Below are 13,226 nucleotides of genomic sequence, written 5' to 3' on the forward strand. Positions count from 1 at the left end.
AGGAAAGCCAGACCAAACCCAAGGAGACGGGCGGAATGGATCTAAGGGCTTATACACGCCAATATGCCGTGCAGGACAACCTGCTGGCATCGCTCAGCTATTTCGGCACGTTTGCGGTGTATTTCGCATCGCTCTTTCTGGCGATCCGCTATGTGGACAACTGGCTGATCATGCTGCCCGCCGGCGTGGTCTTTGCCTTTGCGGCGGTGCGTCTCTATGTGCTGCAACATGATTGCGGTCACCATTCCCTGTTCGAGACGCGACAGCAGAATGAATGGGCGGGCCACGGCCTGTCGCCCTTTACCTTCGCGCCCTTCGAAGTGATGAAGCAGAACCATAACCTGCATCATTCAGGAATCGGCAATCTGGAACACCGCGAAACCGGCGAGATCAACACGATGACGGTCCGTGAATGGAACGCGGCGGACTGGAAAACGAGGGCCTTCTACCGGCTCTATCGCAACCCGTTCCTATTGGTGCCAGTCGGCGCGGCCTTCACCTATTTCATCCGCTATCGCTGGCCCAAGAACACACTGCGCTTCGGCTGGAAAGGCGTTGTGCTGCACAACCTGTCGATCGTGCTGATGCTGGGGCTGCTTTATGCCGTGGCGGGGATGACCGGTATCTGGGTCTGGCTGGTCTTTTCGTTCCTCGGCGGCATGCTGGGCGTGTTCCTTGTCTATCTGCAGCATAATTTCGAGGATACCTATTGGGACCGCCGCCCCGATCTCGACCCGCAAATTGCGGCGCTGCAAGGCTCGTCGGCGCTGGATTTCGGCTGGTGGTTCGACATGGCGGTCGCTTGCATTACGTTGCACGACATCCACCATTTCAACGCACGCATCCCCTCCTACCGGCTGCGTGCCTGCCACTATAACCTGCCGCCCGAATACGCCCCGCGCCGGATCAAGTTCCCCGAGGCGGTGGCGGCGCTGAACCTGAAGCTTTGGGATGAGGACCGCAAACGGTTGGTTCCCTTCCCGAAACCTGCGCATCACCCGGATGTGCCCCAAGCCAGCTAAGTACATTAGCTGATGCGGTGAGCAGTCCGAGTATCGACCGCAGCCACCCGCCCTCGGGAGGAGGGCGCGGGGCTCCAATGAATAGAAGGACATTTGAATGAACAAACTTTCTGATCTAAGCGGCATCGGCGTCGCGCTGGAAAAGGCGCTGACCGCCATGGGCATCAAGACGATTGCCGATCTGGCCAAGGCGACGCCGGAACAACTGATCGCGCTGCCCCGCGTGGGCAAGGTGCGGGCGCAGGCCATGATCGCATCGGCCAAGGCCGCCGCATCTGCCCCGGCAGCGACCCGGACCAAACGTGCCGCGACCGCCAGACCAAGGGCGCGGACGGCTGCGAGAAAGACGGCAGCACGGCGACCTGCAGCGTCCAAACCTGCGGCGGCAAAGCCCGCTGCGGCGAAGCCGACAGCGACCAGACCGGCCAGGGCAAAAGCCGCGACCGCAACGCCAACTGTTGCCAAGGCAGCGGCCCCTAAGGCGGTGGCGGCAAAACCTGCCGCGAAAAAGCCTGCCGCAGCGTCGACCCCGTCGAAATCTGCTGAGGCGAAGGCCAGGGAAAAAGCCAAGGCCGAGGCTGAGGCCGCCAAGAAAGCCAAAGCCGAAGCGGAGGCTGCGAAAAAGGCCAAAGCCGAAGCGGAGGCTGCGAAAAAAGCCAAAGCCGAAGCGGAGGCTGCGAAAAAAGCCAAGGCCGAAGCGGCCAAGAAGGCCAAAAAGGCCAAGGCGAAGGCCAAGGCCGAAAAGGCCGCCAAGAAGGCCAAGGCGCTGGAGGTCGAGTTCAAGAAGGCCAAGGAAAAGGCCAAGGCAAAGGCCAAGAAAGAAAAGGCCAAAGACGCCAAGGCAAAGGCCAAAGCAAAAGAAAAAGCTAAGGACGGCAAGAAAAAAGCCAAGGACAAAAAAAAGGCGAAGAAGTAAGCCTTCTTCGCCTGTCCGGGCTGCGCGCCCTTAGCTCAGCGTGCCATCCAGCCCCAGCGTGGTCTTGCCGCCCAGATAGGGCGCAAGCACATCGGGCAGGGTGACCGTGCCATCCGCGTTCTGGCCGTTTTCCAGTACCGCGATCAGGCAGCGACCCACTGCTAGGCCCGAGCCGTTCAGCGTGTGCACAAAGGCGGGTTTGCCGCCACCTTCGGGCCGGAACCGCGCATTCATGCGCCGGGCCTGAAAGTCGCCGGTGGTCGACACGCTGGAGATCTCGCGATAGGCATCCTGCCCCGGCAGCCAGGCCTCGATGTCGAAGGTGCGGCGCGCGCCAAAGCCCATGTCGCCGGTGCACAACACCACAGTGCGATAGGGGATACCCAGCGCCTCCAGCAGCCCTTCGGCGCAGCGCAGCATGCGCTTTTGTTCATCGTCGCTGGCATCCGGGTGGGTGACCGAGACCATTTCGACCTTTTCGAACTGGTGCTGGCGCAACATGCCCGCCGTGTCCTTGCCCGCGCTGCCCGCTTCCGAGCGGAAACAGACCGTATGCGCGGTCATCCGAATCGGCAGATTGCCCTCATCCAGAATGTCACCGGCCACCGAATAGGTCAGCGTCACTTCGGAGGTCGGGATCAGCCACCAGCCATTGGTGGTCTGATAGCTGTCCTCGCCGAATTTTGGCAATTTATCAGTGCCATACATCGCCTCATCGCGCACCAGAACCGGTGTCTGCATCTCGGTCAGGCCGTTCTCGTCCACATGGGTGTCGATCATGAACTGAGCCAAAGCCCGGTGGATACGCGCTACGCCTTTCGACAGGTTCACAAACCGGCTTCCAGAGGTCTTGGCGGCCGTCTCGAAATCCATCGCCGCCGCAACGGATGCGATTTCGTAATGCTCCTTGGGCGCAAAGTCGAACGTCCGGGGAGTCCCCCAGCGGGTCACCTCGACATTGTCGTTCTCATCCGCGCCCTCCGGCACATCCTCGGCAGGCATGTTGGCGATCCGGGCCAGCATGTCGGTCAGCCTGGCGTCCAGTTCCTTGGCCTCGCCCTGCATCGCCGCCACTTCGGCCTTCTTGTCGGCGACCAATGCGCGCAGGCGCTGGAATTCATCCTCATCGCCCCGGCCCTTGGCCGCGCCAACTTCTTTGGAGGCCTTGTTCTGCTCCGCCTGCGCCGTCTCGGCGGCCAAAATCTTGGCCCGGCGCGCCTCATCAACCGCGAGCAGTTCCGACGACATCGGCGCATCCCCCCGCCGCGCCAGAGCGGCGTCGAAAGCGGCTGGATTCTCGCGAATAGCGCGGATGTCATGCATGGGTCATCGTCCTTCTGTTTGGCTCCATGTAATTAGCGCCCTTAGACCCAATTCTTTGATGGCTGACAACACCCCGTTTTTCCTGGAGGCTCCGATCCGGCCCGAGCGACCGGACAGAGGGGGGCTGAGCGCGCGCCTCGGGGCAAAACGTCCCGTCAGCCGCGATGCCCCGGCGCGGTCACCTGTTATCAAGGTCTTGAAGAAAGGACCAAATCCTGCTGATCACCACAGACCCGTCACCGACGGCAGACGCAACGCGCTTGACCGATCCGGCGCGCACGTCCCCCACGGCGAAAATTCCCGGGTGTGAGGTTCCATAGAGCGAGGCAGCGCCGACATCGCGACCGGTTTTTACAAACCCCTTGTCATCAAGCGCGACGCATCCTGAAAGCCAGCTAGTATTCGGAGCCGCACCGACCATGACAAAGACTGCGGGGGTCTTGAGCGTCCATTCGGTTCCCTGTTCCGTATCGCGGATCACCACCTCATCCAGATGGTCGTCGCCTGCGCAGGCAGACATCTGTGAATGTGTGTGAAGCGTAATTGAGGGGTCGTTTTCAAGACGGTTGCGCAGGTAATCCGACATCGAGCTTGCCAGCGACGTTCCCCGGATAAGCACATGCACATGTCGTGCGGTACGGCTCAGATACATCGCCGCCTGACCTGCGGAGTTTCCGCCGCCAATGACAACAACCTCGGACTGGCCGCAATAGCGTGCTTCCAGATCGGTTGCGGCGTAGTAAATGCCGGAGCCTTCAAAATCTTCCAACCGGTCGATATTCAGCTTCCGGTACTGAACGCCCGTCGCAACCACGATGGAGCGCGCCATAACCTGCTCTTCATCCTCCAGCGTCACGCAGAACGTACCGTCCGCATCCTCCGACACCGCCTTTGCTCTTCGCGGAACGGCAAAGCGCGTGCCGAATTTCATCGCCTGGACCTCTCCGCGCCAGCACAGATCGGCGCCCGAAATGCCCGTCGGAAACCCCATGTAGTTTTCGATACGGCTAGACGTTCCAGCCTGCCCGCCAATCGCGAGGTCTTCGATGACCAGGGCTTCAAGCCCTTCGGCACCCGCATAGACCGCGGCGGCAATGCCCGCAGGTCCGCCCCCCACGATGAGCACATCGTAAACGCGATCCTTCGACAATGTGACATCGAGGCCGAAATAGGCAGCCACCTGCCTTGGCGTCGGGTTTTGCAGTGCGATCTCAGGGCCGAGGATCACGGCCGGATGGGTCGGATCCAGACCGGTTTCATCGGCCAGTTTTGCGGCTTCCGGTGATCCCAATGCAATTTGGCGGGCCGGGATTCGGTTGCGGTTCGCGAAATCGGCGATTCTGCGGATGTTGCGGTCTGTCTCGCCAGACAGCAGGGTCATTCCTAACAGGTTGTTTTCGATCATGTGGCGGCGTCGGGCGGCAAAGACCGAAACGATATCATCCCCAAGTTCGGGGATTTTCGACATCAGGTCGAGCATAGCCGGACGCGGAATTCTGAGCAGGCGTACATTGGTCGCCGCGCAGATATCGACCTGAGCCCGGCCACCATAGAGGAAGTCGATCTCGCCTATGAACTCGCCTTTGCCCATTCTGCCGTAGGAAAAGGGCACGTTGGTGATCGGGTTTATGACATCGACCAGGCCGTCGGTGATCTGGTAGAAATAATCCTGCGGGCCACCCAGAACAAATATCTTCTGGCCTTGGCTGAACGTTACCTCTTCTCCGATTTTCTGCATGGCTTGAACATGCTCTGGAGAGAGGCGCTTGCGCGCCAGAGAGGCAATATCTTCAGCAAGGCTTTCCATTTAGCGCATCCCAAGCAAGGTTTGAGATTGGTTTCAGGCTCGTGCCCGGATGGTGTCGGAACGCAAGGAGACTGGCAAGTGGTCACCTTGTCTGCCCATGCGCGAAATAGAGATCGAAAACTCTACCCGCAATCCCTGTCTGGCCGCTCAAAACTTTCCTTCTTACATCCCGTCGCCACGCTTGAACCTTTTTGCGCTAACGCATAGGTTCTCGCAAAATTTGCGGGGTGTGCCCGCTCTTCTGGACAAAGGAACATCCCATGGAAGGTGGCGCAATCGCCCAGTTTCTCCCCCTCATTCTGATCTTCGCGATCATGTACTTCCTGCTGATCCGTCCGCAGCAGAAGAAGGTCAAGGAACATCAGGCCATGGTCAACGCGCTGCGCCGGGGTGATCAGGTGGTCACGCAAGGCGGTCTGATCGGCAAGGTGACCAAGGTCAAGGATGATGGCGAACTTGAGGTCGAGATTGCCGAAGGCGTCAAGGTCCGGGTGGTGCAGGCGACCATTTCCCAGGTGCTGAACAAGACCGAACCGGCGAAGTAAGAACGTCGGTCAACCCATTAAAAAGGCAGGGTAATGCTGCAAATCGATACCTGGAAACGGGTCCTGATCTGGCTGGTCGTGGTGGCTGGCCTGCTTCTGGCCCTGCCGAATGCGTTCTACACCCGTGTGGAACAATCCAACGATGCCCGTGCCGCGATTGAGCTGGGCAATGACACGCCGCAGATGCGGGCCGAGGCGGGGCAATGGCCCTCCTGGCTGCCGTCGGGGCTGGTCAATCTGGGTCTCGATCTGCGCGGGGGTGCGCATCTGCTGGCCGAGGTCAAGGTCGAGGATGTGTATGAGGTGCGCATGGATGCCATGTGGCCGGAAATCCGCGATGCGCTGCGGGATCAGCGTGCGACGGTGGGCACGATCCGCCGTCAGGACAGCGCGCCGGGTGAGATTCGCGTCCGCATCAGCCAGCCCGAGGGCATGTCGCGCGCGCTGCAGGTTGTCCGCGAACTGGCAACGCCGATCCAGACCCTTGCCGGTCCGACGGGTACTGATATCGAGGTTTCTGCCCAAGGCAATGACATTGTCGTGACGCTGAGCGAGGCCGAGAAGCTGGCCTCGGATGATCGCACGGTGCGCCAGGCGCTGGAAATCATCCGCCGCCGGATCGACGAGGTCGGCACGCGAGAGCCCACCATCCAGCGTCAGGGCCCGCAACGTATCCTGATCCAGGTGCCGGGCATCGGCAGCGCCTCGGAACTCAAGGAAATCATCGGCACCACGGCGCAGCTTACCTTCAACCCGGTTGTCTCGCGCACCACCGACGCCGACGCCCGTGTGGGTCCGGGGGAAAAGCTGGTCCCCTCAATCGATGAGGCGGGGACGTTCTACATCATCGAAGCTGCCCCCGTGGTCACCGGCGAGGAACTGGTCGATGCCCAGCCTGCCTTTGACCAGAACGGTCGTCCGGCGGTGAATTTCCGCTTCAACACCACCGGCGCGCGCAAGTTTGGCGACTATACGCTCGACAATATCGGCGCGCCCTTTGCGATCGTGTTGGACGACGAGGTCATCTCGGCCCCGGTGATCCAGAGCCATATTCCTGGCGGTTCGGGCATCATCACTGGTAATTTCAGCGTTGAGGAAAGCACCAATCTGGCGGTGCTACTCAGGGCAGGGGCTTTGCCCGCCGGGCTGGAATTCCTAGAAGAGCGCACCATCGGCCCCGAACTGGGTCAGGACAGTATTGATGCGGGCAAGGTGGCGACCATGGTGGCCTTTGCCGCGGTGCTGGTCTTCATGGCGCTCAGCTATGGCCTGTTCGGCCTGTTTGCCAATGTGGCGCTGATCATCAATATCGGGCTGATCTTTGGCCTGTTGTCGCTGATCGGGGCGACGCTGACGCTGCCCGGTATCGCCGGGATCGTGCTGACCGTGGGTATGGCGGTGGACGCCAATGTGCTGATCTTCGAGCGGATACGCGAAGAGTTGAAAACCGCCAAGGGACCGGCCCGCGCCATCGAGCTGGGTTATGAGAAAGCGCTGAGCGCCATTCTGGATGCCAACATCACCACCTTCATCACGGCGGTGATCCTGTTTGCCATGGGCTCCGGCCCGGTGCGCGGCTTTGCCATCACGCTGGGCTTGGGTATTCTCACCTCGGTCTTCACCGCGATCTTCGTGACGCGTTTGCTGGTGGTGATCTGGTTCGAACGCCGCCGTCCCAAAATGATCGAGGTGTGATATGAGACTGAAACTTGTCCCCCAGAACACCTCGTTCGATTTCTTCAGCCGCTGGAAATTGTGGCTGGGCATCTCGGCCTTCATGATGCTGCTGGCGGCGGGGTCGTTCCTGTATCAGGGCCTGAATTTCGGCATCGACTTCCGCGGCGGTACCACGATCCGCACCGAAAGCGCGCAGCCGGTGGATGTGGGCGTCTATCGCGGTGCGCTGGATGCGTTGGAGCTGGGCGATATCACCATCACCGAGATTTTTGACCCCACCTTCGGCCCCGACCAGAACGTCGCCATGTTGCGCATTCAGGCGCAGGAGGGCGAAGAGGCCGCAACCGCCACCATGGTCGCCCAAGTCGAAAGCGCGTTACAGGGCGCAGTGCCAGACATCGAGTTTGTGTCCGTCGAATCCGTTGGCCCCAAGGTCTCGGGCGAGTTGATCCAGACGGCTGTAATTGCTGTGGTCCTCGCGATCGGGGCGGTGCTTGTCTATATCTGGCTGCGCTTCGAATGGCAGTTCGCGCTGGGGGCTGTGGCCGCACTGGTGCATGACGTGATCCTGACGATTGGCGTGTTCTCGGAGCTGCAGATTCGCTTCGACCTCGCGATCATCGCGGCGCTTCTGACCATTGTCGGTTACTCGCTGAACGACACGGTGGTGGTCTTTGACCGGGTGCGTGAAAACCTGCGGAAATACAAAAAAACCCCGCTCAAGGATGTGCTGAACGTCTCGATCAACGAAACGCTGAGCCGAACGGTGATGACCTCGGTCACCACGCTCTTGGCGCTGATCTCGCTTTATGTGCTGGGCGGAGACGTGATCCGTGGCTTTGTCTTTGCGATGATCTGGGGCGTGATCGTGGGGACGTATTCCTCGGTCTTCGTGGCCTCGGCGATTCTGCTCTATCTGGGCGTTAAGCGGGACTGGACCAAGCCGTCCAACACCGCTGGCAACCAATACGCCAATATCGATGCCTGATCCCCGCTCACCCGTCTGGCATAAGGGCCGGAACGGGTGAGCGAACATCTGCTTTCCCTGGAAATTGCCGATCTCGCGGTGCTGTTCGTCGCCGCTCTGATGGCGGGGTGCACAAGGGGCTTTACCGGGTTTGGCACCGCGATGGTTTATCTGCCGCTGGCGGGGATGGTGCTGGACCCGGTTTCGGCTGTCACGACGCTGATTCTGATGGATATTTTCGGGCCGGTGCCGATGGTGCCCAAGGTGCTGCCGCATGCCCATCGCGCAGACCTGCTGCGGCTGCTGGCCGGGACAGTGCTGGCCGTGCCGCTGGGGCTGGTGGCGTTGTTCGTCATGAACCCCGACCTGTTCCGGGTGCTGGTTTCGTCCGTGTCGCTGTTGATGCTGGCGGGGCTGCTTATGGGCTGGCGTTATAGCGGTGCGCTGGGTCCGCGTGCGGTATTCGGGACAGGGCTGGTCGCGGGGTTTCTGGGCGGTGCGGTGGGCATGCCGGGGCCGCCGGTGATCTTCGTCTACATGGCCAGCCCGCATCCGCCGCAGGTGATCCGCGCCAATACCACGCTCTATCTGCTTGGCTATGACATCCTGATGGTGACGTTTCTGGCGCTGGCCAGCCGGCTTGACCCGGCAATCGCGGTCACCGGCTTGCTGCTGACGATCCCGAATATGCTTGGCAATCTCGCGGGCAGCGCGCTATTTGTGCCGGAACGCGAGAAACTCTACCGCTCCGCTGCCTACATTCTGATCCTCGGCGTCGCGCTGGCGGGGCTGCCAATCTGGACCTGACCCATGCGCCTGAACGAGATCGCCTTTACCGATGCCCAACCCGTCGATGGCTACGGCCCGGGGTTTTTCCGCATCGCAGGCGAGGTGCTCTATGGTCCGGTTCTGACCGGTGCCTCTGGTACGTTTACGTGGGGCGGCTACGACGATACCGCGCCGCTACTCGAACTGGCAGGCCAGATCGATGTGCTGTTCATCGGCACCGGTGCTGAGATGGCGCATCTGCCCGACGCTTTGCGCCGCGCATTGGAGGAGTCAGGCATCGGGGTGGAGAACATGTCCTCTCCCGCCGCCTGTCGCACCTATAACGTCCTGCTCTCCGAAGGCCGCCGCATTGCGTTGGCGGCCCTGCCTGTGTGACTGGGCCCGCTTTTCATCGGGTCAAATTTATTTCGGAGAGTTTGCATCATTCCCGCTAGATGTCACAGACGCGACACTCCGTCCCTGCGCGACTCCGGCCTTTTGCCGCCCCCTGCAATCGGTTAAGCGGGTTTCATGACCCTGATCGTCACCGACCTTGCCATCGCCCGCGGAGGCGTTCCCGTGCTCGAAGGGCTGGGATTTGCCCTTGAGCCGGGGCAGGCGCTGGTTGTGCGGGGGCCCAACGGGATCGGCAAGACAACGCTGTTGCGCACCATCGCCGGATTGCAGCCACCGCTTGCGGGCCAGATCGCCGGGGCTGAGGACCGGATCGCCTATGCCGGCCATTCCGACGGCATCAAGCCGACGCTCACGGTGACCGAAAACCTGAATTTCTGGGCCGCCGTCTTTGGCGCGCGCGGCATCTTGGGCGCTTTGGACGCTTATGACCTGCACGAGCTTGCCGACCGGCATGCCGGTAACCTTTCGGCGGGACAGAAACGTCGCCTGGGTCTGGCGCGCCTGCTGGTCACCGGGCGCCCGATCTGGGTGCTGGACGAGCCGACCGTTTCGCTCGACAAAGAGGCCGTTGGAAAATTCGCCGATGCGGTGCGGGCGCATCTGGGGCAGGGTGGGTCGGCGCTGATCGCCACCCACATCGATCTGGGGCTCGAAGCAGCGACGCTGGATGTCGGCCCATTCCGCGCGGTGCCGAAACCGGTCGATGATTTCGACGGAGACTTCCTGTGATCGCGCTGCTGTTCCGGGATCTGAAACTGGCCATGCGCGCCGGGGGCGGCTTTGGTCTGGGGCTGGTCTTTTTCCTGATCGTCACCACGCTGGTGCCCTTTGCGGTGGGTCCGCAATCCGACCTTTTGGCCAGCATCGCGCCGGGTGTGCTGTGGTTGGGCGCGCTTCTGGCCTGTCTTCTGTCGCTCGACCGGCTGCTGGCGCTGGATTGGGAGGACGGCACGCTGGACCTGCTGGCCACCGCCCCGCTGCCGCTGGAGGCCGTGGTGTCGGTCAAGGCGCTGGCACATTGGATCACCACAGGCCTGCCGCTGGTTCTTGCGGCCCCGGTCTTTGGCGTGCTGCTCAATCTGCCGGGGCCGGGCTTTTTCTGGCTGGTGGTGTCGCTGGCGGTGGGCACGCCCGCGCTCAGCGTTGTGGGCACGTTTGGGGCGGCGCTGACCGTAGGGCTGAAACGCGGCGGGCTGCTGTTGTCGCTCTTGGTGCTGCCGCTCTACGTGCCGACCCTGATCTTCGGGGCCGAGGTGGCGCGGCGCGGCGCGCAAGGGATGGAGACGGGCACGCCGCTTCTGATGCTGGGCGGGATCACGCTGGCCACGATCGCTCTGCTGCCATTCGCCAGCGCGGCTGTCTTACGTGTGAACCTGCGTTGATTTGTGTCAATTGAGAATGCAAGCGAGTCGGGCTAGATAACTCCCATGTCGATAGCCGCCAAAGCCAACACGATCTGGCAATATGCCAACCCAAAGAAGTTTCTGGCCACCTCCGAACGGGTGCTGCCGTTTTTCTGGGCCACCGCCGCGATCTGCCTTGTTGTAGGGCTGGTCTGGGGGTTTTTCTTTACACCCGATGATTTCAGGCAGGGATCGACGGTGAAGATCATCTATCTGCATGTGCCTTCGGCGCTGATGGCGATCAATTGCTGGCTGATGATGCTGGTGACCTCGCTGGTCTGGCTGGTGCGGCGCCATCATGTCAGCGCGCTGGCGGCCCGCGCGGCGGCGCCCATCGGGGTGGTGATGACGCTGATCGCGCTGGTCACCGGTGCGATCTGGGGGCAACCCATGTGGGGCACCTGGTGGGCCTGGGACCCGCGGCTCACGTCGTTCCTGATCCTGTTCCTATTCTATCTGGGCTATATCGCGCTGTGGGAGGCGATCGAGGATCCCGATACCGCCGCCGATCTGACCTCGGTCCTGTGCCTGGTGGGCAGCGTGTTCGCCATTCTCAGCCGCTATGCGGTGAATTTCTGGAATCAGGGCCTGCATCAGGGGGCCTCGGTGATGCGGGCAGGGGCCGTAACTGGCACCGATACGACCGAAAAGGTCAGCAACGTGTTCTTCTACCCTCTGTTTCTGTGCATCATCGGTTTTGTGCTGCTGTTCATCGCGCTGGTGCTTTATCGCACCGGGACCGAGATTCGCGCGCGACGCATCCGGGCGCTGCTGGCACGGGAAAGGGCAGGCGCATGATGCCGGATCTGGGGAAACATACCGAGGCGGTGCTGTCCTCTTACGCGCTGTCGCTGCTCATGCTGGTGCTGCTCGTCGCGCTGAGCCTGTGGCGCGGGCGCAAGGTCCGGGCCGAGATGGAAAAGACCGAACAAAGGATGTCGCGCAATGGCTAAGATATCCCCTATGATGATCGCGCCGCCGGTGATCTTTGCCGCTTTTGTGTTGCTGGCCGCCGTGGGCATGTTTCGCGACGACCCCGAGGCGCTGCCCTCAGCCCGTGCCGGACAACCTGCGCCGCCGGTTGTGATGGAGCCCTTTGCCGACAAGCCGGTCTTTGACGATGCGACCCTGCGTGATGGCGAAGTGAAGCTGGTGAATTACTGGGCCAGTTGGTGCGCCCCCTGCCGGGTTGAGCACCCCAATCTGGACGCTTTGTCCAAACAGGGCATCCCGGTCTATGGGGTGAACTACAAGGACCAACTGCAAAACGCTGCCGGTTTTCTGGAGGAGCTGGGCGATCCCTACACCGCTCTGGGCCGCGACCCTCAAGGGCGCATGGCGCTGGATTGGGGCGTCTATGGCGTGCCCGAGACCTATGTGGTGGATGGCGATGGCACGATCCTGCTGCGCTTTGCCGGGCCGGTCACCCAACGCGCCTATAAGGAACGGATCGAGCCGGTGCTGAGCGAGGCGCGCGCGCGGGCCACCAACTGATCAGGTCTTGGGCTGCCTTGCCAGTTGCACGGCAAGAATACCGGCTGTGATCACCAGAACGCCGATGGCGTCCTGCAGCGTCAGCCGCTCGCCCAGCAGCAGTGCCGCGATGCCGACTCCGAAGACCGGGTTGAGAAAGTGGAAGGTGGCCGCGCGCACCGCTCCGATCCGATCCAGCAGCCGGAACCAGATATAGGTCGCGGCCAGACCGGGGATCAGCGTGGTGTAGGCAAAAGCCGCCGCAAGCGGCCAACTGGGGGTGACCCGGATCACCTCAAACAGTGGCGCGGCGAGGAACAGGATCGCCGAGCCGACCAGCATTTGCAGCCCGACCACCATCATGAAATTCCCGCCCGTGGTGGCGTTTCGCACGGACAGGGTGGCCAGTGTCAGCGCCACCGCGCCAATCCCGCAGAGCATCACGCCAAACAGATCAACCCCGGCGCTGATCCGCGCGCCCATGATCAGCGCGACGCCAACCAGCCCCGCCAGCAGGCCCAGAACCCCCATCAGGTTCAGCCGCTGACCTAGGATGAGCCAGTTCGCCAGCGCCACCAGCAGCGGCATGGTCGAGGCGATGATGGCCGCGACCGAGGCCTGCACGGTTTGCATCGCATAGAAGTTCAGACCCAGATAGAGCGCGTTCTGGCAGATGCCGAAGATGATGGTCGCGCGCCATTGCGCCCGGGTCAGATGCCAGCTCTGCCCCATCAGCCGCGCGATCCAGACCCCCAGAAGCCCCGAGATCAGAAACCGGACCGCCAGCGAAAACAGCGGCGAGGCATCCGCCACGATGATCCGGGCCGAGGTGAAGGCCGAGGACCACATCAGGGCAAACGCCAGCCCCATGATCAAAGCGCGGATGTCCAAATCTGGGGTCCTTTCAG

15 protein-coding genes are annotated in these 13,226 nt (G+C 61.9%); 12 read left to right on the forward strand and 3 right to left on the reverse strand.

Annotated elements, in window-relative coordinates; all coding sequences use genetic code 11:
- The first annotated feature begins 35 nt into the window (after positions 1-35).
- Together Q5Y75_RS01355 and Q5Y75_RS01360 are read left to right on the forward strand one after the other, a co-directional pair.
- Positions 36-1,022 (forward strand): fatty acid desaturase, encoded by a 987-nt coding sequence (locus Q5Y75_RS01355; RefSeq protein ID WP_306193631.1) that lies wholly within the window; start codon positions 36-38, stop codon positions 1,020-1,022.
- 97 nt (positions 1,023-1,119) lie between these two features.
- Positions 1,120-1,938 (forward strand): helix-hairpin-helix domain-containing protein, encoded by an 819-nt coding sequence (locus tag Q5Y75_RS01360; protein WP_306193633.1) that lies wholly within the window; start codon positions 1,120-1,122, stop codon positions 1,936-1,938.
- 30 nt (positions 1,939-1,968) lie between these two features.
- Here the strand turns inward: Q5Y75_RS01360 and serS are convergent, their stop codons facing one another.
- Positions 1,969-3,261, reverse strand: a complete 1,293-nt coding sequence (gene serS / locus Q5Y75_RS01365; protein ID WP_306193634.1) for a serine--tRNA ligase — start codon at positions 3,259-3,261, stop codon at positions 1,969-1,971.
- A gap of 178 nt (positions 3,262-3,439) precedes the next feature.
- A complete protein-coding gene (locus Q5Y75_RS01370) occupies positions 3,440-5,068 on the reverse strand; it encodes an FAD-dependent oxidoreductase (protein WP_306193635.1) in 1,629 nt (542 codons plus the stop codon).
- 260 nt (positions 5,069-5,328) lie between these two features.
- Here Q5Y75_RS01370 and yajC point away from each other — a divergent pair, with 260 nt between their 5' ends.
- The 10 genes from yajC to Q5Y75_RS01420 all read left to right on the forward strand — a co-directional run bounded on the left by yajC (position 5,329) and on the right by Q5Y75_RS01420 (position 12,339).
- Positions 5,329-5,613: a preprotein translocase subunit YajC gene (gene yajC / locus Q5Y75_RS01375; RefSeq protein WP_306193636.1), complete on the forward strand. Its 285-nt coding sequence runs from the start codon at positions 5,329-5,331 to the stop codon at positions 5,611-5,613.
- A 33-nt stretch (positions 5,614-5,646) separates the two neighbouring features.
- A complete protein-coding gene (gene secD / locus Q5Y75_RS01380; RefSeq protein WP_306193637.1) occupies positions 5,647-7,308 on the forward strand; it encodes a protein translocase subunit SecD in 1,662 nt (553 codons plus the stop codon).
- A gap of 1 nt (position 7,309) precedes the next feature.
- Positions 7,310-8,278: a protein translocase subunit SecF gene (secF, locus tag Q5Y75_RS01385; RefSeq protein ID WP_306193639.1), complete on the forward strand. Its 969-nt coding sequence runs from the start codon at positions 7,310-7,312 to the stop codon at positions 8,276-8,278.
- Positions 8,279-8,314: 36 nt separating this feature from the next.
- The gene (locus Q5Y75_RS01390; RefSeq protein WP_306193641.1) at positions 8,315-9,064 is read left to right on the forward strand and encodes a sulfite exporter TauE/SafE family protein; all 750 of its coding nucleotides are present in this window, start codon (positions 8,315-8,317) and stop codon (positions 9,062-9,064) included.
- A gap of 3 nt (positions 9,065-9,067) precedes the next feature.
- Positions 9,068-9,421, forward strand: coding sequence for an Mth938-like domain-containing protein (locus Q5Y75_RS01395; RefSeq protein ID WP_306193643.1), 354 nt, complete (start codon positions 9,068-9,070; stop codon positions 9,419-9,421).
- 135 nt (positions 9,422-9,556) lie between these two features.
- Positions 9,557-10,171, forward strand: a complete 615-nt coding sequence (gene ccmA, locus Q5Y75_RS01400) for a heme ABC exporter ATP-binding protein CcmA (protein WP_306193644.1) — start codon at positions 9,557-9,559, stop codon at positions 10,169-10,171.
- Positions 10,168-10,824: a heme exporter protein CcmB gene (gene ccmB, locus Q5Y75_RS01405; protein WP_306193645.1), complete on the forward strand. Its 657-nt coding sequence runs from the start codon at positions 10,168-10,170 to the stop codon at positions 10,822-10,824. The genes ccmA and ccmB overlap by 4 nt, the downstream gene beginning before the upstream one ends.
- A 45-nt stretch (positions 10,825-10,869) precedes the next feature.
- Positions 10,870-11,643 carry a heme ABC transporter permease gene (locus Q5Y75_RS01410; protein ID WP_306193646.1) on the forward strand — a complete coding sequence of 258 codons (774 nt, stop codon included), beginning with the start codon at positions 10,870-10,872 and terminating at the stop codon, positions 11,641-11,643.
- A complete protein-coding gene (gene ccmD / locus Q5Y75_RS01415; RefSeq protein WP_306193647.1) occupies positions 11,640-11,798 on the forward strand; it encodes a heme exporter protein CcmD in 159 nt (52 codons plus the stop codon). The genes Q5Y75_RS01410 and ccmD overlap by 4 nt, the downstream gene beginning before the upstream one ends.
- A complete protein-coding gene (locus Q5Y75_RS01420; RefSeq protein WP_306193649.1) occupies positions 11,791-12,339 on the forward strand; it encodes a DsbE family thiol:disulfide interchange protein in 549 nt (182 codons plus the stop codon). Before ccmD ends, Q5Y75_RS01420 begins: the two co-directional genes overlap by 8 nt.
- Here Q5Y75_RS01420 and Q5Y75_RS01425 read toward each other — a convergent pair whose 3' ends face one another.
- The gene (locus Q5Y75_RS01425; protein WP_306193651.1) at positions 12,340-13,209 is read right to left on the reverse strand and encodes a DMT family transporter; all 870 of its coding nucleotides are present in this window, start codon (positions 13,207-13,209) and stop codon (positions 12,340-12,342) included. It lies immediately after the preceding gene.
- Positions 13,210-13,226: the final 17 nt, after the last annotated feature.

The organism is Ruegeria discodermiae, from assembly GCF_030758345.1.
GTDB lineage: Bacteria > Pseudomonadota > Alphaproteobacteria > Rhodobacterales > Rhodobacteraceae > Ruegeria_C.